A 21,391-nucleotide genomic window follows, 5' to 3' on the forward strand; every position below is an offset into this window, starting at 1 on the left:
AGACAAAAATGCAGTACACCCACGAACACCTTGAAATCCAGAAAACCCTGAAACGGTTCATTGACGCCGAGATCAATCCGCACGTCGATGAATGGGAAGCCGCTGAAATCTTTCCCGCGCATGAAGTGTTCAAGAAACTCGGCAACCTGGGCATGCTGGGCCTGACCAAGTCTGAGGAATACGGCGGCGCTGGCCTGGACTACTCCTACGCCATGGCCATGGCCGAGGCGCTGGGTCATATTGACTGTGGCGGCGTGCCCATGGCCATCGGCGTGCAGACCGACATGTGCACACCGGCCCTGGCGCGCTTCGGCAGCGACGAACTCAAGCGCGAGTTTTTGGTGCCCGCAATTTCCGGCGATGCCGTGGGCTGTGTCGGTGTGAGCGAGCCAGGCGCCGGCAGCGACGTCGCCTCCATCAAAAGCCACGCCCGCAAGGACGGCGGCGACTACATCATCAGCGGCCAGAAGATGTGGATCACCAACAGCCTGCAGGCCGACTGGATGTGCATGCTGGTCAACACCGGCGAGGGCCCCGTGCACAAGAACAAGAGCCTGGTCATGGTGCCTATGCGCGACAAGGGCAAGCTGCGAAAAGGCATTGAAGCGGCGAAGAAGATCAAGAAAATCGGCATGAACTCATCCGACACCGGCCTGATCTACTTTGACGAAGTGCGTGTGCCGCAGCGCTACCTCATCGGCAGCGAAGGCTCGGGCTTTGTCTACCAGATGATGCAATTTCAGGAAGAGCGCCTGTGGTGCGCGGCCAGTTGCATCCAGTCACTCTCCAACTGTATTGAATGGACAGTCGGGTGGGCGCACGAGCGCAAGCTTTTCGGCGCCACCCTGGCCGACCAGCAATGGGTGCAGTTCAAGCTCGCCGAGATGAAGACCGAAGTCGAGAGCCTGCGCGCCATGACTTACCGCGCCTGCGAGCTCTATGTGCAGGGCCAGGATGTGACCGAGCTCGCCTCCATGGCCAAGCTCAAGGCCGGGCGGCTCAACCGCCTGGTGCCCGACACCTGCCTGCAGTTCTGGGGCGGCATGGGCTACACCTGGGAAAACAAAGTGGCGCGCATGTTCCGCGACGGCCGGCTCGGCTCCATAGGCGGCGGGGCCGACGAAGTCATGATGGGGATCATTGCCAAAATGATGGGTGTGGCCAAGTCCGGCAAGAAGGGTGGCTGAGTTCATGACCGTGCCTGGCATATGGAGCGGGGCGTCTGCATGAAAAATATCCGCTGCCTGCTGGTGGCCAACCGCGGGGAGATTGCCCGCCGCATCATGCGCACCGCACGAACCATGGGCATGCAGACGGTGGCGGTGTATTCAGACGCCGATACCGGTGCGCTGCATGTGCAGGAGGCGGACATCGCCTGTGCGCTGGGAGGTGTCAGCTCGGTCGATTCCTATCTGCGCATCGACAAACTGGTTGCTGCGGCCAAGACCAGCGGCGCCGATGCGGTGCATCCGGGCTACGGCTTCCTCAGCGAGAACGCCGCCTTTGCCGACGCGGTGATTGCTGCGGGGCTGACCTGGGTGGGGCCACCGCCGGCTGCGATCCGGCAGCTTGGCAGCAAGTCGGCTGCCAAGCAACTCGCCGCGGCGCAAGGCGTACCCTGCCTGCCGGGCTACCAGGGTCATGACCAGTCCGACGCGCGCTTTGAAGCCGAAGCCGCGCGCATCGGTTACCCGCTGATGGTCAAGGCCGTGGCGGGCGGCGGCGGGCGCGGCATGCGGCTGGTGCGGGATGCCGCACACCTTTCGGCCGCGCTGCAAAGCGCCCGCTCTGAAGCGCTCTCGGCCTTTGGCAGCGGGGAGCTGCTGATGGAGCGGGCTTTGTTGAATCCGCGCCATGTCGAGGTGCAGGTGTTTGCCGACGCCCACGGCCATTGCATTCATCTGGGCGAGCGCGACTGCTCGGTGCAACGCCGTCACCAGAAGATCATTGAAGAAACGCCCAGCCCCGCGTTGGATGCGGCGCTGCGTGCGCGGATGTGTGGCGCGGCCGTCAAGCTGGCGCAAGCGGCGGGTTATGTAGGTGCGGGGACGGTGGAGTTTCTGGTTGATGGGCCTGACTTGAGCGCCGCCGGGCCACGGCCTGCAAGGCCTCGTGCAGCACACGAAGTGGCAAGCGTGGGGGCTAGTTTCTTTCTGATGGAAATGAATACGCGCCTGCAAGTGGAGCACCCAGTCACCGAAGCCGTCACAGGCCTTGATCTCGTCGAATGGCAGCTGCGCGTAGCGCAAGGCGAGCCGCTGCCTCTTGCACAGGATCAGGTGGTGTTTAGCGGTCATGCGATTGAGGTGCGCCTGTGTACCGAAGACGAGAATTTCACGCCGCACACAGGCACGGTCCGGCGCTTTCGCGAACCCGGCGAAGCTCGCTTTGACCACGCGCTGTTTGAAGGCCAGGTGGTGTCACCGCACTACGACTCCATGCTGGGCAAGCTGGTGGTGCATGCCGCGACACGTGAGCAAGCCATAGACCGGCTGGTGGCGGTGCTGGGCCGTACAGAAGTGCTGGGCCTGCCCACCAACCGGCAGTTTTTGTCGGCTTGTCTTGCTCATCCGGTGTTCCGCGCCGGGCATGCGCTGATTCCTTTTCTGGCGGAGCAGGGCGATGCGATACGCGGAGCGCTACAAAAAGAGGAGCTGCTTGCGCTTGTGCCGTATGGTCTGGCGGCCATTTTCTATCAAAGTATTGATTCAAACAGTGCCGCAAACAGCCTGCCGTGCCCGTTTCCCAGGCCGGTCCGGCTGCGCCACCGTGGGCAGCTGCTGGATCTGCGCATACGTGAGCTGGGCGGGGGCGCGCTGGAAATTGAAACGGGCGGCGAGGTGTTGCAGGCGGTGATCACACAGGGACCCGATGGCGCTCTGACGGTAGGCACAGGCCAGACCGGGCAGCGCATATCGGCGGTTCGCCTGAAGGAGTCTGCCGGGCAACCCGGCGCACGCTGGCATGTGCAGACGGGCTCTGTGGACCTGTTTCTGGAAGATGCCACGTTGGAACCGGCGGCATCCGGCGGTGTTGCAGCCGCGCGGGAGTTGCGGGCGCCCTTCAACGGCAAGGTGATTGCTGTCCATGCGGCGCCCGGCCAAGCCGTGAAGCGCGGTGACACGCTGCTGGTGATTGAGTCCATGAAGCTGGAGCACGCGGTCAATGCCCCGCACGATGCCGTGCTGGCGGCTGTGATGGCAGAGGTGGGTCAGCAAACAAGTACCGGGCAGGTGTTGCTGAGATTCGATGAGGCCAAGGCATGAGAACCCGGAAAATCAGGAAAGATTTCGCTGCACGACAATTGACGCCATGACCAAAACACAGCCCACCCCCACCGGCGCGATTGAGTTCGAGCCGGAATTTGTCGCCAGCCTCAAAGAGCTGTTCGAGGAAAAAATCGTTTTCAACAAACTGCTGGGGCTGAAGATCACCTCGGTGACGGCGGAGCGGGTCACCGCCCGCATCGACATGCGCAACGAGCTGATCGGCCACTACGCCCACAACCGCATCCACGGCGGCGTGATCAGCGCCGGTCTGGACGCCATGGGCGGACTCGCCGTGATGGCGGCCATAGGCGCGCGCCACATGGACGAATCGCCGATGCAGCGGCTGCACCGCTTTGCCAAGCTGGGCACCATCGATCTGCGGGTGGATTATTTGCGGCCTGGCATCAGTGAGTTTTTTGAGTTGCGGGCTGAGGTGATGCGGCTGGGGTCTCGGGTGGCGAGTACGCGGATGGAGTTTCTGGGGGTTGACGGGAAGTTGTTTTCTACTGGGGCTGGGGCTTATATCGTTTCTTAAGTTTTCTTGGCCGGCTCTTGCTCCGGCCTTAGCGCTCTTTGCTGAGGGTTGCTGGCCGGGGGTTGCCCGGCATGCAACTCACTTTTCTTTGCTTCGCCAAAGAAAAGTAAGCAAAAGAAAGGTGACCCTGGTTCCTGCGTCCCTCCGCTTCGCTACGGGCAACCTGCGGTGCTCGATCCAGCCGGGGTCAAAAACAACTCGCCTTCGGCTCAAACAAGTTTTTGCCCTGATCCGTCTGGCCCTGCGCTCCTCGGCGCATCCACAAGGGGTGGGGGAAGGAATACCAACAGCCAAAAACAAGAACCCGAATACGGAAGAAACAAGGACACGCCATGGCGTGTCCTTGTTGGTATTGGAGTTGGTATTTGTCTTTGGCATTTTGTCCCCGTTCCCGATTTGCCCTTCTGGATGCGCCGAGGAGCGCAGGTTCAGGCGGATCAGGGATCGCGATTGTTTGAGCCGAAGGCGAGTTCGAGCGAGACCCCGGCTGGACCGAGCACCGCAGGTTGCCCGCAGCGAAGCGTAGGGACGCAGGAACCAGGGTCGCCTTTTCTTTGGTGACTTTCTTTTGGCGAAGCAAAAGAAAGTTACTTGCATGCCGGGCAACCCCCGGCCAGCAACCCTCAGCAAAGAGCGCTAAGGCCAGAGCAAGAACCGGCAACTAAGCCGGTCCCTCGTAGCCGAGGGCGTTAAGAAACTCCCTGCGCCACCAATGCACATCGCGTTCCCGGATGGTCTTGAGCAGCTTCTGATGCCGCGCCTGCCGCTCCTCCAGCGGCATTTGAAGCGCACGCTGTACGGTGTCCGCAGTACCGTCGATGTCGTAGGGATTGACCAGCAACGCGTCTTCCAGTTGCTCCGCAGCCCCCGCAAAGCGGGACAGCACCAGCACCCCGGGGTCGGCCGGGTCCTGCGCGGCGATGAATTCCTTGGCCACCAGGTTCATGCCGTCGCGCAGCGGTGTGACCAGCGCCACCCGCGCCACGCGGTACAAACCCGGCAGGCGCTTGCGCGCCACGTTGCGGTGGATGTAGCGAACGGGCATCCAGTCGAGCTCACCGAAATTGCCGTTGATGGCGCCGCACAGGCTTTCCAGTTCCTGCAGCAGATCGGTGTAGGTTCCCATGTCCTCACGGCTGGGCGAGGCGATCTGGATCAGCGTGGCGCTGCGGAGATTTTCCGGGTACTTTTTCAGCAAGATTTCAAACGTCCGCAGCCGCTGCGGCAAGCCCTTGGAATAGTCGAGCCGCTCCACACCCAGCAGCAGCTTGCGGCGTGAATACTCTTCCTTCATGCGTTCGTACATGTCGCGCGCATCCTGCGCGTGCGTGAGCGCCGCGAACTCGTCCACGTCTATGCCGATGGGAAAAGCGCCCGCGCGCACAGTGCGGTGAAAGGCCCTGAAGCGGTTGTCGCCCAGCGCCACCGCGCCGGCTTCGGCCTGTACGTAGCGCGAGAAGTGCAGCAAATCGTTTTCACTCTGGAAACCGACCAGGTCGTAGGCGAACAGCGCACGCATCAGCCATTCGTGCTGGGGAATGGCGGCCAGCACCTGCTGCGGCGGCAACGGAATGTGCAGGAAAAAACCGATGCGGTTGTTGCAGCCCATGGCGCGCAATTCGGCCGCCATGGGGATCAGGTGGTAGTCGTGGATCCAGATGATGTCGTCGGGCTGCAGCAGACCCATGAGCTTGTGCGCAAACAGCCGGTTCACGCGGCGGTAGGCCTCGATAAAGCCCGTGTCAAAACGCGCCAGGTCCAGCCGGTAATGAAATACCGGCCAGAGCACGCCATTGCTGTAGCCCAGGTAGTAGCCGGCATGGTCTTCGGCCGACAGGTCCACCGTGGCCAGCTTGATGTTGCCCGCCTGCTGCACATGCAGCTCGCCTTCACCGGCGGCACCGCCCTCAACGACCGTGCCGCTCCAGCCGAACCATAGCCCACCGGTAGCGTTCAGCGCGTCCCCGAGTGCCACAGCAAGCCCACCGGCGGCCGCCTTGCGCGGATCCGCCACGCGATTCGAAACAACAACCAGGCGACTCATAGGCTGCGACCTTCCAGCCCAGCAGGGGCCGCGGAACCGGCTTCGCCGGGCCGCGGGCGCCGTCCCCTGGAAGGGGGGAAGGGGCTACACGCAGTGAGCCACCGACGGGGGTGAGCCACATTCATAGTCATACTTGAGATTCCCAAGACGCAGACAAGCGCACTGCCGCATTGATGATCCCCACCATCGAATACGTCTGCGGAAAATTCCCCCACATCTCGCCGGTCACGGGATGCGTGTCTTCCGAGAGCAGGCCCACATGGTTGCGCGCGGCCAGCATGGTGTTGAAAATTTCGCGGGCCTGCTCCTTGCGGCCTATGCGTGCCAGCGCGTCAATGCGCCAGAAGGTGCAGATGTTGAAGGCCGTTTCGGGCTTGCCGAAATCGTCCGGTGCCTCATAGCGGCGCATGTAGGGGCCGTCGCACAAATGGGTTTCCAGCGCGTCTACCGTGGCGACAAAGCGCGGGTCTTTGGGGTCGATAAAACCCACTTCAATCATCAAGAGCACACTGGCGTCGAGGTCGCGCCCGCCAAAGCTTTCGGCAAAGGCCTGGCGTTCTTCGCTCCAGGATTCGCGCAGGATACGTTCCTGCATCACTGCCGCATGGCGGCGCCAGTAGTCGGCCCTATCCTGCAGCTTGAGCACCAGCGCGATCTTGGCCAGCCGGTCGCAGGCGGCCCAGCACATCAGGGCCGATGAGGTGTGGATACGCGCGCGCGTGCGCAGCTCCCACATGCCGGCGTCTGGCTTGTCATAGCTGTGCACGGCCTGCTCGCCAACTTCCTCGAGCCGCTTGAATTCGGCAATGCCGGCGCGGTGCAGCAGGCGATGGTCGTGAAAGGCCTGGGCCGCGCCCAGCACCACATTGCCGTAGACGTCGTGCTGGAAATGCTCCTGCGCCTGGTTTCCCACGCGCACCGGTCCCATGCCGCGGTATCCGCCCAGGTGCAGCATGGTGGATTCGGGCAGCTCGCGCTCCAGGCCTATGCCGTAGAGCGGCTGGATGTGCCCGCCCTTGGACTGCACCACCACGTTGCTGAGCCAGCGCAGGTAGTCTTCCATGGTGCCGACTTCCGAGAGGCTGTTGAGTGCGCGCACCACAAAAAAGGCGTCGCGCAGCCAGCAATAACGGTAGTCCCAGTTGCGCTGGCTGCCGGGGGCCTCGGGAATGCTGGTGGTCATGGCGGCGACGATGGCGCCGGTGTCTTCAAAGAGCGAAAGCTTGAGCGTGATGGCTGCGCGTATCACGGCCTCCTGCCATTCCAGCGGAATGTGCAGGCGCTGGCTCCATTTTTTCCAGTAGGAAATGGTTTCCTGCTCAAACAGGCGCGCCGTGTCGGCAATGCCGTCGGGCAGCGACTCGTCGGCGCCGAGCAGAAAATTGTGCTCACGTGTCAGCACAAAAGGCTGCTTTGACAGCAGGTGTGAAATCGACACGTCGGTGTTCAGCCGCAGCGTCAGCTCGTCGCCCACATAGCGCAGGTGGTTGCTGCCCTGGGTGATCAGCGGCTTGCGCCGGCCCCAGTCGAAGCGGATGTCCAGCGATACGCGGATGCGCGGCGCGCCGTGGATGGGTTTGACGCGGCGCACGATCGTCATGGGCCTGAAAAAGCGCGAGCGGCTGAAAAAACGCGGCGCGAAATCAGTGATCTCGATGCCCTGGCCATGCTTGTCGAACAGCTGGGTGCGCAGCACGGCGGTATTGGGTTCATACCATTGCTTTGCTTCGGCGAAGTCCTCGATCTCGATGGCGAAGGCGCTGGACTGGGAGTCAGGCGTGCCGGGGAACGTCGCGTCGTCTTGCGCGGGCTGAGGCTCCAGCAAGGCATTGAACACCGGGTCACCGTCATACCGCGGCAGGCAGCACCAGACGATGCGGCCGCGTGCGTCGATCAGCGCACTGAAGGCGCAGTTGCCGATCACGCCCATGGCCAGAGATGGCTGGGCGGGCGGCGCAAAGTGAAGGGAGTCGGCGGCGACGCTCATGAGTGGGCTCCCTGGGTGGCTGCGTTTGCGAGTGATGCGTGCGCGTCGGATTTAAGGGCATCACCGAGCCACAGCCGCAGTGCGGCCGGCGAGGCGCAACGCCAGCGCGCCAGTGTGGCGCCTTCGCCCACCTTGATGCCCTCGCCGCCCATGAACTGGACCGCCGAGAAGCCGGCCTCGTCGGTGGTGTCGTCGCCGACAAAAAGAGGGATGCGCCCGGCAAACGGCGGCTCGGCCATGAAGGCCTCAATGGCCGTGCCTTTGCTGACGCCAGCAGGCTTCACCTCGAATACGAATTTGCCGCGCAGCAGTTCCACGCCTGGCGTGCTGGAAGCGGCCTCCTGCATGACCTGCAGGCAAAGCGCCTCGAGCTCGGGTGCATGGCGGTAGTGCAAGGCGACCGCGGCGGATTTAACCTCTACGCGCAGACCTGGATGGTGCACCATCAGTTCCGCGGCGCGGCGCGCCACCTCTTGCAGGTCAGGCGCGGCCAGGCTGATGGCAACGCCGCCCGCAACGCGGCGCTGCGCACCATGTTCAGCCGCCGATGGAAGCCGTAGCGGCGCCAGAAAGCCGTCCAGGTCGGCCAGTGTGCGACCCGACACGATCGCCAGCGCACCGTCCAGCAGTGTTGAAAGCCGCGCCAGCGCCGGCACCAGGCCGGCCACCAGTTGCACGGCTTCGGGTTGGGGCGCCAGGTCGACCAGGGTGCCGTCAAAGTCCAGGAAGAGGGCGGTTTGCGCTCCGATGGCCGGCAAATCCAGAAGCGGCGAGGAGGCCGGTGTGTTTGCTGAAGCGGCTGCGGGCGAGGGCGGTGCCAAGGGTTGTGATGAGGATAAATGCATCACTTCTCACCTTAGCAGGGCCTCCGTCAAATGGCTGTAGGCCGGTTTCGCTTTTTCACGGCCCAGCCGGCGGCGGCTGCCCTGTATCGGTGCTCCAGGCCTGCACCGCGTTGACGCGCGCCCTGTGAATGGCCTCGCCGATCTGCTGGCCGCCCCGTCCCGCAGCCTGGGCTTGAAGCGCCAGCTGATGGGTGTCTACCGCTTGTGCCGTGGATAAAGCCTCCAGCAGGCGTGCCCGCTGGGGATAAGGCGAATTCTGCAGGCCCAACCGTCCGCGAGCATCGCATTCGCAGGCCAGCAGAACATCGGAAAAACGCTGCGGCTTGCGAAAGGCGTCGCAGCGCTCCATCAACCGCACCAGGGACGCGGCGTTCAGGCTTTCACTGCGGTGGATGTTGCCGTGCTCACGCGCCACCACGTCGGCCATTTCGCGGCATTCCACCGGCACACGCAGGCGTTCGCACACGTCTCTTAGCAGCTGGGCACTGCGATCTTCGTGGCCGATATGCCGCGGCAGCACATCGGCCGGTGTCGTGCCCTTGCCCAGGTCGTGGCACAGGCAGGCAAAGCGCACGGCCAGCGAGCCCTCAAGCTGCGCCGACATGTCCAGCACCATCATCAGGTGAACGCCGGTGTCGACCTCGGGGTGGTGAGCGGCAGGCTGGGGCACGCCCCACAGGCGCGCTACTTCGGGCAGCAGTTTTTGCAGCGCGCCGCTTTCGCGCAGCACTTCGAACATGCGGGACGGTGTTTTTTCCATCAGCCCGCGTGCGATCTCCTGCCACACGCGTTCGGGCACCAGCGCGTCGGCTTCGCCTTCGGTCACCATCGCCTGCATCAGCGCCATGGTTTCGGGCGCCACGGAAAAATCCGGAAAGCGCGCGGCGAAGCGGGCCAGGCGCAGGATGCGGACAGGGTCTTCGCGAAAGGCATCCGTCACGTGGCGCAACACCTTGTCCCGGATGTCCCGCTGCCCGTCAAACGGGTCGATTAATGCCGAAAAGTCGGGGTCAAAACTGGTGGAGGCTGTTTCTGGACGAGCGGGAGCCGCTATCGAATTGATAGTAAGGTCGCGCCGTGCCAGGTCCTGCTCCAGCGTGACGTCGGGCTCGGCGTGCACCAAAAAACCGCGATAGCCGCGTGCCGTCTTGCGCTCGGTGCGGGCCAGTGCGTACTCTTCCCGGGTATCGGGATGCAGGAAGACGGGGAAGTCCTTGCCCACGGGCAGGTAGCCCCGGGCGACCAGCACCTCGGGTGTGGCGCCCACGACCACCCAGTCGTGATCCTGCACGGGCAAGCCCAGCAAGGCATCGCGCACCGCGCCACCGACCATGTAAATCTGCATCCAGCCAGTTTAGCGGCTTGGGCTTTGCCTGGGGATAGGCCCCAGGCCTGGACTCAGGAGAACACCGGCCGGAAGAAGCTTCGTTCGTAGCTGATGATGCAGCCTGTGGTCTCCGCGTATTTGAAAGCCGCCAGGCATTCCTGGTCCGCAAAAGAGCTCTGGCGGTAAATCTCGTAGGCCGCCAGGCTCTCAAAGGTGAACAAGGCCAATGCAATGTTGTTGGCGCCTTCGCTGGGCATGAAGTAGCCGTGGTGCGTGCCGCCGAATTTCTCGACCAGCGGAATCCACAGCTTGCCGTAGTGCTCGAACTCCTTGAGTTTGGCGGTGTTGAGCACGTAGCGCAGATAGATGGTGACCATGATGTCTCCCGTTCAGCGCTTGACGCGGTAGGGCTCTTCGAATTCGCGGAAATCGTTCTCGGCCAGCGCGTCGTCGATCCAGGCTTTCACGCCCGGCAAGGCGCTCACGCGCTGGATGTAAGCGCCGATCCCGGCAGGCACCGGCAAGCCGTAGCGGCTCAGGCGCATGCAGACGGGTGCAAAAAAAGCGTCTGCAATGCTGAATTCGCCGAACAGCATGGGGCCTTTGTGCTGCTCCAGCAGCTCGCTCCACATCTCGACGATGCGCTGCACGTCGGCACGCACGGCCGATTTGTCGCGCCAAATCAGCTGGCCCATGTCCGACAGGTCTGCTTCGATGTTCATGGGGCAGGCCGAACGCAGCGCGCCAAAGCCGCTGTGCATTTCAGCGCATACGCTGCGCGCCCGGGCGCGCGCTTTCACATCCTGCGGCCAGAGCTTTTTCTCGGGAAAGCGTTCCGCGAGGTATTCAGCAATCGCCAGCGTGTCCCAGACGACAAAACCGTCATCGTCCAGCGCCGGCACCCGGCCGGTCGGGTTCACGCCGCCGATTTTTTCCTTGAAACTCGAGTTGGCATCGAACGAGTCAAAGCGCAGCTTGATTTCTTCAAAGGGAATGCCGGCCTGCTTGAGCAGCACCCAGGGGCGCATGGACCAGGAGGAGTAGTTTTTATTGCCGATGTAGAGCTTGAGCATGGTGTCCCTGTTCTGCTGACGATGAAGGAAAGAAGTCAAAGTGAAACGACTTGCGATGCTACCGCCGCACCAACGCGCTATTGATGCAAAAAATCCCCTGAATTAATGCCAACCCCCGTCCAGGCTCACTGCGTGTAGCCCGTTCCCCCCTCAAGGGGGCGGCGCCTGCGGTCTGGCGAAGCCAGTCCCACGGCCGCCGCTGGCGAAATAGCCTAGCACTCATCACGCCCATTGCACTCTTCAAGCCAGCGTGAGCCGTGGAACCGGCTTTGCCGGGCCACAGGCACAGTCCCCTGCAAGGGGAAAAGGGCTACACACAGTGAGCCCGATAGGGGTGTGCCTGTTTTCGGCTTTGCCAGGCCGCAGGCGGGCGGCCCCCTCGGGGGGCAGGGAGCTACACGAAGTGAGCGACCGTGGGGGCCCTATTCCACCGTGGGGGCCTAAAAACGGCCGGCGGTTTTACGCTTGGCCGTCAGCCCGCTGCGCAAGCCCTGCGCTCCCAGATAAGAAGGCCCCACCGCATCCAGCGCGGCAGGGTGAACACCCAGTGCCTGCAGGCCGGGCAGCTTGCCGGTGGCCACGTTGTCGGTGGCCATGGCGTCGAGGTTGTCGCGGCTCAGCAGCGGCTCTCCGGGCGCGAACTCCATGAGGCGCGCCTGCAGGCGCCCCAGGGAATCCGGCAAGCTGATCACCGGACGGCCCTTGCCACCGTTGATACCGGCGTAGCGGCCGGCCAGCCCGACCAGCTGGCGCAGCGTGAACACGTCGGGCCCGCAAACTTCATAGATCTGGCCGGCGGTGTCGGGGTCTTGCAGGCAGTGCACGATGGCGTCGGCGACATCTTCCACCCAGACGGGCTGAAAGCGCGCATCGGCGGCTGCGAGCGGAACCACCGGAAAGATCTGCTGGAGCCGGGCAAAGGTGTTGAGGAATTTATCTTCGGCACCAAAGATCACGCTGGGCCGCAGTACAGTCACATCCAGCCCGGTGCTGAGCAGCACGGCTTCGCCGCGCGCCTTGCTGCGCTGGTACATCGATGCCGAACCGGGCGAAGCGCCCAGGGCGCTGATGTGAACGATGCGCCTGAGGCCGCTGGCTTCGCAGGCCCGGGCCAGCTCCAGCGGCAGTTGCACATGCGCCTTGTCGAACGCGGCCTCTGTGCCGTGAAGGATGGCAATCAGGTTGACCACGGCGTCGTGTCCGGCCAGCAGCGGTGCCAGCGAGGAAGCATCGTGGGCGTCGGCCTCAATCACGTCGACCAGCGGCAGCATTTGCAGGTGGCGGGCGCTGGCCTGCCGGCGTGTGACCACGGTGACGCGGCATTGCAGCCGCGCCAGTTTTTCACAGACGTGCGCGCCGACGAAGCCGGTTCCGCCAAGAAGAAGGATTTTGTTCATAACCCCTAATTTAGCGCTTTTACCGTGCCCTGCGCCCTGTTGGCCCATTTTTTGACCATTCAGGCCTACAGGCCATGCTGGGTGAGCGCAAGCAGCTATCAAATTAATAGCGATTTTTGGCCCTGCAGGATCCGCCCTTGACCTACACGCCAGGGCGTGCACCGTCCCCATAATGGTTGAATGAACATTTTTGAAGCACTGCGAACAAGCCATGTCACCCAGCGCGCCCTGGCGGACAACCTCATCCAAACGCAGGGCGACAGCAAGGAAAGAGCCACGCTGTTCAAGGAACTCAAGCTCGAACTCGCGGCGCATGCCGCGGCGGAGGAGCGCTTTTTTTATGTGCCGCTGATCGCGCACGACATGACGCAGGAACCCTCACGCCACGGCATTGCCGAGCACCACCAGATGGACAAGCTGGTGGAAACGCTGGAAGAAACCGATTTCAGCTCGCCCGCCTGGCTGGCCACTGCCAAAGAGCTGCACCACAAGATTTATCACCACCTTGAAGACGAGGAGCAGGGTGTGTTCCAGCTGGCAGGAAAAGTGCTGAGTGAAGCCGAAAAGCTTTCGCTGGCCAAGGGTTATGAAGGCGAGTTCGTCTCGCAGCGCACGAAAAATTAAACCACCACGGCGCCCCTGGACGAGCTTATGAACCGTCCCCGCGCTTGTCGCCGTCAGGCTTGAGCAGCGGTTCGGGTTTTTCCAGAAAACGCACCAGGCGCGGCACCAGCGCCAGGATGCCGAGCGCCAGCAGGGTGCTGAGGACCGCAGTGCTTTCACGGCCCATGCCGGCCGCCACGCCAATGGCCGCCGTCAGCCAGATGCCGGCGGCGGTGGTCAGGCCCTTGACCTGCTCTTCGTCGGGGTTGCCCTTGATGTGGCCCTTGAGGATGGTGCCCGCGCCCAGAAAGCCGATGCCGGCAATCACGCCCTGAATCACCCGGCTCAAGTCGGCGGTGATCATGCCGGACTGCTGCGACACCAGCACGAACATCGCAGAACCCATGGCCACCAGCATGTGCGTGCGCACGCCGGCGGCCTTGCCCTTTTGCTCGCGCTCTATGCCCAGCAGGCCGCCCAGCAACGCCGCCAGCGTGAGGCGCACCATGACGCGCGTGGCCTGCTCGGCATCGGGCAAATCTGAAAACTCCGAGGCGATGGTTTCACCGACTTGCTGCCACCAGGTGGACGCCATGCGGACTCCTTTAGATCGTAAACAGGTTCTTACGTGTTCGGTTGAGGGATGGGCTCGCCCGATTGACTGTAGCGCGTCTGCCGTACGGCGTCACCGAAAAGGCCCTGTCCACTGTCAGGGATGGATTTTTTCACCCCGCTTGAGCATGTCGGCGAACTTCACCAGCCGGCGCTCGCGTGTCTCGGCTTTCTTGGCGGTTTGCAGCCTGAACAAAATGGCGAAGCGATTGCGTGAGTCCAGTGTTTCGAAGAAGGCCTTGGCTTTGGCGCTCTTCGCGAGCAACGCCGCCAGGTCGCCAGGCACCGCCATCTTGCTCTGCGCGTCGTAGGCCGCATCCCAGCGGCCGTCGGCTTTGGCGCGTTCAACCTCGGCCAGTCCCGCCGGCTGCATGTCGCCGGATTCAATCAGTGCCAGGGCCTTGGCGCAGTTGACTTTGGACCAGGTGCTGCGGGCACGCCGCGGGGTGAACTTCTGCAAAAAATACTGCGCGTCCATGGAATTCCTCTGGCCGTCTATCCAGCCGTGGCAGAGCGCCGCTTCCAGCGCTTCGGCGTGGGTGATGGAGGCGATTCCCGAATCCTTCTTGGCGATTTGCAGCCAGACGCCGGTGCTGTCGGTGTGGTGTTTGGCCAGCCACTTCGTGAAGGCCTGGGTGTCTTTGCAGCGCACGGTGGCAAGCGGGGCGGCGGGAGTCCTGGCAGGCGTTTTGGAAGCGGGTTTGGCGGGGGCGGGCATGCCGCATTCTGCGTGATACACGGGGCTCACGGCAAGCCACGAGGCGATCAGTGGAGGGCGAGTGCTATTAATTCAGGAGCTGATCGCGCAGATATTTAAAGGGTCCAGCCACTTTTTTGCATAAAAAAACCACCCGGAGGTGGTTTTTCGGAGTCGCGGCTGGCAGTCGCTGCTGACTTCACTGCGTGATGTAGTCAGACACTACTTTCCAGCGCGCGTCCTGCAACATCGACAGGCGCGACTGGTTGTTGCCCAGGCGTTTTTGCGGGCCAAACTTGCCTTCAGAGCTGCCGAAGATGTCGGCCGGGATCACCATGGTGTCCATGGCCTTGATGAAGCTCTCGGTTGTCAGGCTGGCGCCGGCTTTCTGCGATGCACGGATAAAGCTGTCGACCACCGTATAGCCGTAGACCGAGAACACCGTCGGGTCTTCATTGAAGGCGGTCTTGTACTTGTTGGCCCAGAAGCGGATGGGCTGCGAGGCTTCGTCCAGGTAGGGGTTTTGCACCGTCATGGTGGCGTAGAGGCCGTCCATGGCCTTGCCGCCCAGCTTGTGGATCAGGTCGGTGTAGGCGGCGCTGGAGCCCAGGAAGACGGGGTTGTAGCCCAGCTTGCGCGCGGTGCCGATGCCGCCAATGGTTTCGCGGATGATGGTACCCAACACCACCAGGTCGCATTCAGAAGCCTTGAGCTTGGCGATCTGCGACGAGAAATCAGTGGCGCCGCGCTTGAAGGAAGTTTTCTCGACCATGGTCATGCCGAGGGTCTTCAGGCCATCATCGGCGCCGCGCTGCACTTCGAGGCCGAACTCATCGTCCTGGTACATCGAGCAGACCTTTTTGGCGTTCTTTTCCTTCACCAGCTTGGGCACGGCCGACTTCATCTGGTCGTAGTAAGTGGCAGCGAAGGAGTACTTGAGCTTGTGGAAGGGCTCGTACATTTCGCGTGCGGCCGTCACCGGGAAGAAGTTGATGACGTTTTTTTCGAACTGCACCGGCATGGCGGCCAGGTTTTGCGCCGTGCCCAGGTGGCCGACCATGGCGAAAATCTTGTCCTGGTTCACCAGCTTTTGCGCCGCCAGCACCGCCTTCTTCGGGTCGTAGCCCGAATCCTCGACGATCAGCTTGACCTTGCGGCCGTTGATGCCGCCTTGTTCGTTAAGTTCGTCCACCCGCAGCGTCATGCCGTTGCGGATCTGTTTGCCGAAGCCCGCGAGCGGTCCCGACAGGTCCTGGATGGAGCCGAGCGTGATCTCGGTTTTGCTGACGCCCTGGCTTTGCGCCTGTGCTGTGGCTGCCGACAAGGCGGCTGCACAGGCCAGCGCGGAAAGAACGGCGGTTGACTTCAGTTTCATGGTTTTGTCTCCTTAATGGTTCTTGTTTCTGGTTCACTCGATACACGGTGCTGGCGAAGGGCTCAGTACATGGCCTCAATTTGCGGGGCGTATTTTTTTTCTACGAGTTTGCGCTTGAGCTTCATGGTCGGCGTGAGCTCTTCGTCTTCCGCCGTGAGCTGCGTGTCGAGCAGGAAGAATTTCTTGATCTGCTCGACCCGCGCAAACTTCTTGTTGACCCGGTCGATCTCCGACTGGATCAATTCTTGCACTTCAGTGGCCCGCGTCAAGCTGGCGTAATTACTGAAGGGTATGTCCGCATCCTGGGCGAATTTCTCGACGTTTTCCTGGTCGATCATGATGATGACGGTGAGGTAGGCGCGCTTGTCACCGATGACCACCGCGTCGGTGATGTAGGGCGAGAACTTGAGTTCGTTTTCCAGCTCGCTGGGCGTCACGTTCTTGCCGCCGGCGGTGATGATGATGTCCTTCATCCGGTCGGTGATCCGGAAAAACCCTTGCGCGTCCATCACGCCAACGTCGCCGGTGTGCAGCCAGCCCTCGGCATCCAGCGTCTCGGCGGTTTTTTCAGGCTGGTTCAGGTAACCCAAAAAAACATTGGTGCCGCGCACCAGGATCTCGCCAGTGGCCGGGTCCAGCCGCATCTCGTTGTAGCCGGCGGCCGGGCCTATGGAGCCGGGCTTCATGCAACTGGCCGGCACGCCGCTGGCGGCGCCGCAGGTTTCCGTCATGCCCCAGACCTCCAGCATGGGAACCCCCAACGCCATGTACCACTTCACCAGGTCGGGCGAAATGGGCGCCGCACCCGTGACGCAAAACCGCGCCTTGTGAATGCCGATCAGCTTTCGCGTGTTGTTGAGTGCCAGCCAGCGCGCCAGCGTGAAGCGGGCCTTGAGCGATGTGCTGACCGGTTGGCCGGCCAGCACGGTGTCGGCGATGCGCATGCCCACGCCAATGCTCCAGGTATAGGCGGCCTGCTGCAGCCAGCTGGCTTCCTTCAGTGCGATCATCACGCCGGAATAAAACTTCTCCCACACACGCGGCACGGCGGTGAACACCGTGGGTGCGATCTCACGCACGTTTTCAGGAATGGTCTCGGGATTCTCGACAAAGTTGAGTTTGGCGCCCGCGTACATCGCAAAGTATTCACCGCCCATGCGCTCGGCGATATGGCACAGCGGCAAAAAGCACATGCGCTCGTCGTCTTCGTTTTGCGCGACGAGTGTGTTGTAGCCACGTGCGGTAAACACCAGTCCGCGCTGGCTGTGCATCGCGCCCTTGGGTTTGCCGGTGGTGCCAGAGGTGTAGACCAGGATGGCCAGGTCTTCAGGTTTGCAGGCAGCGGCGCTGTCTTTCACCGTGTTGGGATGGTCGGCCAGGTAGCTGCGGCCCAGCGCGCGCAGCTCGTCCAGTCCCATCACGCCGGGGTCATTCAGGTCGCGCAGGCCCTCGGTGTCGAACACGATGATCTTGCGGAGCAGGGGCAATTGCGGCCGCACTTCCAGCGCCTTGTCGAGCTGCTCGTCGTCTTCGACAAATAGCGTGGTGGTGCGCGAATCTTCACAGAGGTAGTGCACCTGCGAGGCGGCGTCGGTGGGGTAGATGCCGCTGCAAACCCCGCCGCAGCTGAGCACCGCCAGATCGGCCAGCACCCATTCGATGACGGTGTTGGAAAGGATGGAGGCGCATTCGCCGCGCGGAAAGCCCAGGGCGAGCAGCCCGGCGGCGATTTCGCGCACCGCATCGCCGGTTTGCGTCCAGGTCCAGCTGCGCCAGATGCCGAGCTTTTTCTGCCGCATCCAGGTTTTGTGGCTGCGCTGCTCCACCGCGTTCCAGAACACCGCAGGGATGGTTTCGCCTGGCATGACGATGGCATGCTCGGGCTGGATGTGTGAAAGATCCCAAAGATTGCTCATTCAGTCACCGCCACGTCTTCTTTTTCTTCCAACGCCGCTCGCCGCGCACGCCGTCTTCTTTCATGCCGAGGTAGAACTCCTTGATGTCCTCTTTCTCGCGCAGGCGGGCGCAGGTGTCTTCCATCACGATGCGGCCGTTTTCCAGCACATAGCCGTAGTCCGACGCGTTGAGCGCCATGTTGGCGTTCTGCTCGACCAGCAGGATAGTGGTGCCGCGCTCGCGGTTGATGCGCACCACGATCTCGAAAATTTCCTTGGTGAGCTTGGGTGACAAGCCCAGGCTGGGTTCGTCGAGAAGGATCAGGTCGGGCGAAGCCATGAGCGCGCGCGAGATTGCCAGCATCTGCTGCTGCCCGCCCGACAGCAGCCCGGCGTCTTGCAGGGCGCGCTCTTTCAGGATCGGGAAGTAGCCGTACACCGCTTCCATGTCGAGCGCCACGCCGTCGCGGTCCTTGCGGGTGTAGGCACCCATCAGCAGATTGTCGCGTACGCTGAGCAAAGGGAATACCTCGCGTCCCTCAGGCACATGCGACAAGCCCTGCTGCACGATATGAGCCGGGTCCTGCGCCGTGATGTCCTCGCCCTTGAAGTCGATGGAGCCCTTGCGCGGATCGAGGATGCCCGAGATGGTCTTGAGGATGGTGGATTTGCCCGCGCCGTTGGAGCCCAGCACCGTGGCAATTTCGCTGCGGCGCACCTGCAGGCTGATGCCGCGTATGGCCTTTATGGGGCCGTAGGAGCTCTCGACGTTGAGGAGTTTCAGGACGGGTTGGTCGCTGACGGGTGGAGGGACCGCACTCATGCTGTCCTCCGTAGTGATGTGACCTCATCCACCGAGCCCAGATAGGCTTCGATGACGCCAGGATCGTTCTGTACCTCGCGCGGCGTGCCCATGGCCAGCACCTCGCCCTGGTTCATGGCCAGCACGCGGTCTGACACGCGGGAGACCAGTGACATATCGTGCTCGACCATCAGCACCGTGATGCCCAGCTCATGCTGGATGTCCTGGATCCAGAAGGCCATGTCGCCGGTTTCTTCCACATTGAGGCCGGAAGAGGGCTCGTCGAGCAGCAGCAACTGCGGCTCGGTGCACAGCGCCCGCGCCAGCTCGACCACCTTGCGCACGCCGTAGGGAAGACCTGCGACCATCGAATCGCGGTGATGTTGCAGGTCGAGGAAGTCAATGACCTGCTCGGCTTTTTCGCGTGCCAGCAGTTCGGCATCTCGCGCCCTGGCGGTAAAAAACAGGTCGTGCAGCAAACCTGTCTGCCGGTGCGTGTGCCGGCCAATCAGCAGGTTGTGCAGCACGGTGGCGTGCTCAAACAGCTCGATGTTCTGGAAGGTGCGCGCAATACCCAGCGAAGCAATCTTGTGGGGCGGCTGGTAGGTGAGCTTTTCGCCGCGGTATTCAATCTCGCCGGTGGTGGGTGTGTAGATGCGGCTGATCAGGTTGAACACCGTGGTCTTGCCCGCGCCGTTGGGGCCGATGAGCGTGAAGACTTCGCCCTGCTTGACGTCAAAGCTCACGTTGTTGACCGCCAGCACGCCGCCGAAGCGAACGCTGAGGTTTTTGGCGGAAAGGAGGGTCGTGCTCATTTCAGGCGATCTGACTTCTGGAATGATTTCTGCCGTTTAAAGAGTCCTTTTCTGTAGAAAGGAAAGAGCTGCAAATAGGTGCGAATCTTCAGCCAGCGGCCATACAGCCCCATCGGCTCAAACAGCACAAAGGCGATCAGCACAATGCCGTAGACCGCCGCCTGCAGGCCGGGGGCCTGGCCTATGGTGGCGGGCAAATAGTCTTTGGTGAGGCCAATCACCTGCGGCATGGAGATCAGGAAGATGGCGCCCAGAAAAGCACCGTGTACCGAGCCCACGCCGCCGATCACGATCATCAAGAGCAGGTCGATGGACTGCAGGATGTTGAACTGGTCGGGCGAGATGAACTGCAGCTTGTGCGCATAGAGTGCGCCGGCCACGCCGGCCAGCGCCGCAGACAGCGCAAAAGACAGCGTCTTGTAGCGCGCCAGGTGGATACCCATGCTCTGCGCCGAAATCTCGGAATCGCGGATCGCGACAAAGGCCCGGCCCGTGGGCGAGCGCAGCAGGTTGAGGATGGCCAGCGTGGCCGCCACGGTGATGAGGAGGCAGAGGAAATAGAAGGACTCGCCGCTGGCCAGCTTCCAGCCGAACATGTCGGGTGCCTTGATGTGGATGCCCGCATTGCCGCCGGTAACACTTTCCCAGCGTGCAAACACTTCTTCAACAATGAAGCCAAAAGACAGCGTCGCCATGCCGAGGTAAATGCCCTTCACGCGCAGGGCGGGCAGGCCCACGACCAGGCCCACGGCGGCTGATAGCCCGGCGGCGCACAACAAGGCGATGGGAAAGGGCAGGCCGGCGTTGGTCATCACCGCCTGCGTGTAAGCGCCGACGCCCAGAAAGGCCGCGTGCCCCAAAGAGAAGAGGCCGGTGAAACCCGCCAGCAACATCAGGCCCAGCCCGGCGATGGCGTAGATCATCACGAAGGTGAGTTGTGCGAGCCAGTATTCGGGGAACAACCACGGTGCCGCTAGCAACAGCAACATCAGTGCGCCGTACCAGAACACATGGCCTGCGTGCTTGGCCAGTTTGATGTCCTGGCCGTAATCGGTTTTAAAGATGAACCTCATGAGAAGGCTCCCCCCCGAAGCGCCTTCGGCGCCTCCCCCTCGGGGGGCGCCACTAGCGGCCCGGCAAAGCCGGTTCCACGGTGGCCTGGCTTTAAGGGATGGCACGCGTTGACCTGCTTGTTCTTCATACTTTTTTTCGGAGCTTCTCGCCGAACAGGCCGCTGGGCTTGACCATCAGCATGATGAGCACTACCACATAGGCGGCGATGTCCTTGAAGCCGTCGGGCAAATAAAAGCCCGAGAACGATTCAACCAGGCCGATCACCAGCCCGCCCACAATCGCGCCGGGCAGACTGCCGAAACCGCCTACCACCGCGGCCGGGAAAGCCTTGAGCCCGATAAAACCCATGTTGGCATGCACAAAGGTGATGGGCGCGAGCAGGAGCCCGGCAATCGCCGCGACGGCCGAGGCCAGTGCCCACACCAGGCCGTTAAGCCGCTTGACGGGAATGCCCATGTAGTACGCAGCCAGCTGGTTTTGCGACGACGCCTGCATGGCGATGCCCAGCTTGCTGTACTTGAACATCGCAAACAGGATGAGGCACAGCGCTGCGGTGGTGACGATGATGGCAACCTGCTCGACATTGATGACCAGCGCGCCCAGGCTCCAGATCTGGTCTTTGTAGGGCACGGGCAGCACATAGGTTTCGGTGCCTATGCCGGGGATCATGGTGATAAGGCCGCGCGCCGTGTAGCCGACGCCGATGGTGAGCATGACGATGGAAAACGCGGGCTGGCCGAGGATGGGGCGTATTACGAGGCGCTCCAGCACCATGCCGAACAACGCCATACCTGCAATCGCGCTGATCACCGCCAGCCAGAAGGGAAACCCCAGCAAGGTCATGCAGGCCAGGCCGCCGAACGCGCCCAGCATCATCAGTTCGCCCTGCGCGAAGCTGACCGTCTCGGTGGCCTTGTAGATGAGCACAAAGCCCAGCGCGATCAGCCCGTAGATGCAGCCTTGGGCAATACCGCTGATGAGCAGTTGCAAGAATTGCACGTCGCGGTCTCCCCTGTAATGAGCTTTGGTTATAGCTGTCGC

At 62.4% G+C, this 21,391-nt stretch carries 19 protein-coding genes; 4 read left to right on the forward strand and 15 right to left on the reverse strand.

Features of this window, described 5'->3' with window-relative positions:
* Positions 1–8 precede the first annotated feature (8 nt).
* From AC1DY9_RS11800 to AC1DY9_RS11810, 3 genes are read left to right on the forward strand one after another with little or no spacing between them, the layout of a single operon-like run.
* A complete protein-coding gene (locus tag AC1DY9_RS11800) occupies positions 9–1,187 on the forward strand; it encodes an acyl-CoA dehydrogenase family protein (RefSeq protein WP_477666603.1) in 1,179 nt (392 codons plus the stop codon).
* Between the two features lie 48 nt (positions 1,188–1,235).
* Positions 1,236–3,266, forward strand: a complete 2,031-nt coding sequence (locus tag AC1DY9_RS11805) for an acetyl/propionyl/methylcrotonyl-CoA carboxylase subunit alpha (protein WP_477666766.1) — start codon at positions 1,236–1,238, stop codon at positions 3,264–3,266.
* A gap of 46 nt (positions 3,267–3,312) precedes the next feature.
* Positions 3,313–3,804 carry a thioesterase family protein gene (locus AC1DY9_RS11810; RefSeq protein WP_477666604.1) on the forward strand — a complete coding sequence of 164 codons (492 nt, stop codon included), beginning with the start codon at positions 3,313–3,315 and terminating at the stop codon, positions 3,802–3,804.
* Between the two features lie 661 nt (positions 3,805–4,465).
* On the opposite strand, the gene otsA is transcribed toward AC1DY9_RS11810, so the two are convergent.
* The 7 genes from otsA to AC1DY9_RS11845 form a co-directional block, all read right to left on the reverse strand.
* Positions 4,466–5,848 carry an alpha,alpha-trehalose-phosphate synthase (UDP-forming) gene (gene otsA / locus AC1DY9_RS11815; protein WP_457281149.1) on the reverse strand — a complete coding sequence of 461 codons (1,383 nt, stop codon included), beginning with the start codon at positions 5,846–5,848 and terminating at the stop codon, positions 4,466–4,468.
* 127 nt (positions 5,849–5,975) lie between these two features.
* Positions 5,976–7,835, reverse strand: a complete 1,860-nt coding sequence (locus tag AC1DY9_RS11820) for a glycoside hydrolase family 15 protein (protein WP_457281148.1) — start codon at positions 7,833–7,835, stop codon at positions 5,976–5,978.
* Positions 7,832–8,680: a trehalose-phosphatase gene (gene otsB, locus AC1DY9_RS11825; protein ID WP_477666605.1), complete on the reverse strand. Its 849-nt coding sequence runs from the start codon at positions 8,678–8,680 to the stop codon at positions 7,832–7,834. The genes AC1DY9_RS11820 and otsB overlap by 4 nt, the downstream gene beginning before the upstream one ends.
* A gap of 55 nt (positions 8,681–8,735) precedes the next feature.
* The gene (locus AC1DY9_RS11830; protein WP_477666606.1) at positions 8,736–10,025 is read right to left on the reverse strand and encodes a multifunctional CCA addition/repair protein; all 1,290 of its coding nucleotides are present in this window, start codon (positions 10,023–10,025) and stop codon (positions 8,736–8,738) included.
* A gap of 53 nt (positions 10,026–10,078) precedes the next feature.
* Complete coding sequence (locus AC1DY9_RS11835; RefSeq protein WP_457281145.1) at positions 10,079–10,384, reverse strand: NIPSNAP family protein; 306 nt, start codon at positions 10,382–10,384, stop codon at positions 10,079–10,081.
* A gap of 12 nt (positions 10,385–10,396) precedes the next feature.
* Positions 10,397–11,080 (reverse strand): glutathione S-transferase family protein, encoded by a 684-nt coding sequence (locus AC1DY9_RS11840; protein WP_457281144.1) that lies wholly within the window; start codon positions 11,078–11,080, stop codon positions 10,397–10,399.
* A gap of 440 nt (positions 11,081–11,520) precedes the next feature.
* Positions 11,521–12,477, reverse strand: a complete 957-nt coding sequence (locus AC1DY9_RS11845; RefSeq protein WP_477666607.1) for a complex I NDUFA9 subunit family protein — start codon at positions 12,475–12,477, stop codon at positions 11,521–11,523.
* Positions 12,478–12,657: 180 nt separating this feature from the next.
* Between AC1DY9_RS11845 and AC1DY9_RS11850 the strand changes: the two genes are divergently transcribed.
* A complete protein-coding gene (locus AC1DY9_RS11850) occupies positions 12,658–13,101 on the forward strand; it encodes a hemerythrin domain-containing protein (RefSeq protein WP_477666608.1) in 444 nt (147 codons plus the stop codon).
* Positions 13,102–13,126: 25 nt separating this feature from the next.
* Here AC1DY9_RS11850 and AC1DY9_RS11855 read toward each other — a convergent pair whose 3' ends face one another.
* The 8 genes from AC1DY9_RS11855 to AC1DY9_RS11890 form a co-directional block, all read right to left on the reverse strand.
* The gene (locus tag AC1DY9_RS11855; protein ID WP_477648640.1) at positions 13,127–13,675 is read right to left on the reverse strand and encodes an MgtC/SapB family protein; all 549 of its coding nucleotides are present in this window, start codon (positions 13,673–13,675) and stop codon (positions 13,127–13,129) included.
* Between the two features lie 114 nt (positions 13,676–13,789).
* Positions 13,790–14,410, reverse strand: coding sequence for a YdeI/OmpD-associated family protein (locus AC1DY9_RS11860; protein ID WP_477666609.1), 621 nt, complete (start codon positions 14,408–14,410; stop codon positions 13,790–13,792).
* A 178-nt stretch (positions 14,411–14,588) separates the two neighbouring features.
* Complete coding sequence (locus AC1DY9_RS11865) at positions 14,589–15,764, reverse strand: ABC transporter substrate-binding protein (protein WP_477666610.1); 1,176 nt, start codon at positions 15,762–15,764, stop codon at positions 14,589–14,591.
* A 62-nt stretch (positions 15,765–15,826) separates the two neighbouring features.
* Positions 15,827–17,680, reverse strand: coding sequence for an AMP-dependent synthetase/ligase (locus AC1DY9_RS11870; RefSeq protein WP_457281138.1), 1,854 nt, complete (start codon positions 17,678–17,680; stop codon positions 15,827–15,829).
* A gap of 4 nt (positions 17,681–17,684) precedes the next feature.
* A complete protein-coding gene (locus AC1DY9_RS11875) occupies positions 17,685–18,482 on the reverse strand; it encodes an ABC transporter ATP-binding protein (protein WP_457281137.1) in 798 nt (265 codons plus the stop codon).
* Positions 18,479–19,276 carry an ABC transporter ATP-binding protein gene (locus tag AC1DY9_RS11880; protein WP_477666611.1) on the reverse strand — a complete coding sequence of 266 codons (798 nt, stop codon included), beginning with the start codon at positions 19,274–19,276 and terminating at the stop codon, positions 18,479–18,481. The genes AC1DY9_RS11875 and AC1DY9_RS11880 overlap by 4 nt, the downstream gene beginning before the upstream one ends.
* Entirely contained in the window at positions 19,273–20,349 is a 1,077-nt protein-coding gene (locus tag AC1DY9_RS11885) for a branched-chain amino acid ABC transporter permease (RefSeq protein ID WP_457281135.1), read from the reverse strand. Before AC1DY9_RS11885 ends, AC1DY9_RS11880 begins: the two co-directional genes overlap by 4 nt.
* A 124-nt stretch (positions 20,350–20,473) precedes the next feature.
* Positions 20,474–21,349, reverse strand: a complete 876-nt coding sequence (locus tag AC1DY9_RS11890; RefSeq protein ID WP_477666612.1) for a branched-chain amino acid ABC transporter permease — start codon at positions 21,347–21,349, stop codon at positions 20,474–20,476.
* Between the last annotated feature and the right edge of the window lie 42 nt (positions 21,350–21,391).

The sequence above is a fragment of the Polaromonas sp. P1_F6 genome (assembly GCF_056405695.1).

Bases quoted from the DNA above. Each gene is read 5' to 3' on its own strand.
- AC1DY9_RS11840 (WP_457281144.1), bottom strand. From the start codon at position 11,080: ATGCTCAAGCTCTACATCGGCAATAAAAACTACTCCTCCTGGTCCATG.
- AC1DY9_RS11865 (WP_477666610.1), bottom strand. From the start codon at position 15,764: ATGAAACTGAAGTCAACCGCCGTTCTTTCCGCGCTGGCCTGTGCAGCC.
- AC1DY9_RS11850 (WP_477666608.1), top strand. From the start codon at position 12,658: ATGAACATTTTTGAAGCACTGCGAACAAGCCATGTCACCCAGCGCGCC.
- otsA (WP_457281149.1), bottom strand. From the start codon at position 5,848: ATGAGTCGCCTGGTTGTTGTTTCGAATCGCGTGGCGGATCCGCGCAAG.
- AC1DY9_RS11835 (WP_457281145.1), bottom strand. From the start codon at position 10,384: ATGGTCACCATCTATCTGCGCTACGTGCTCAACACCGCCAAACTCAAG.
- AC1DY9_RS11885 (WP_457281135.1), bottom strand. From the start codon at position 20,349: ATGAGGTTCATCTTTAAAACCGATTACGGCCAGGACATCAAACTGGCC.
- otsB (WP_477666605.1), bottom strand. From the start codon at position 8,680: ATGCATTTATCCTCATCACAACCCTTGGCACCGCCCTCGCCCGCAGCC.
- AC1DY9_RS11810 (WP_477666604.1), top strand. From the start codon at position 3,313: ATGACCAAAACACAGCCCACCCCCACCGGCGCGATTGAGTTCGAGCCG.
- AC1DY9_RS11855 (WP_477648640.1), bottom strand. From the start codon at position 13,675: ATGGCGTCCACCTGGTGGCAGCAAGTCGGTGAAACCATCGCCTCGGAG.
- AC1DY9_RS11830 (WP_477666606.1), bottom strand. From the start codon at position 10,025: ATGCAGATTTACATGGTCGGTGGCGCGGTGCGCGATGCCTTGCTGGGC.
- AC1DY9_RS11800 (WP_477666603.1), top strand. From the start codon at position 9: ATGCAGTACACCCACGAACACCTTGAAATCCAGAAAACCCTGAAACGG.
- AC1DY9_RS11875 (WP_457281137.1), bottom strand. From the start codon at position 18,482: ATGAGTGCGGTCCCTCCACCCGTCAGCGACCAACCCGTCCTGAAACTC.
- AC1DY9_RS11820 (WP_457281148.1), bottom strand. From the start codon at position 7,835: ATGAGCGTCGCCGCCGACTCCCTTCACTTTGCGCCGCCCGCCCAGCCA.
- AC1DY9_RS11845 (WP_477666607.1), bottom strand. From the start codon at position 12,477: ATGAACAAAATCCTTCTTCTTGGCGGAACCGGCTTCGTCGGCGCGCAC.
- AC1DY9_RS11860 (WP_477666609.1), bottom strand. From the start codon at position 14,410: ATGCCCGCCCCCGCCAAACCCGCTTCCAAAACGCCTGCCAGGACTCCC.
- AC1DY9_RS11880 (WP_477666611.1), bottom strand. From the start codon at position 19,276: ATGAGCACGACCCTCCTTTCCGCCAAAAACCTCAGCGTTCGCTTCGGC.
- AC1DY9_RS11870 (WP_457281138.1), bottom strand. From the start codon at position 17,680: ATGAGCAATCTTTGGGATCTTTCACACATCCAGCCCGAGCATGCCATC.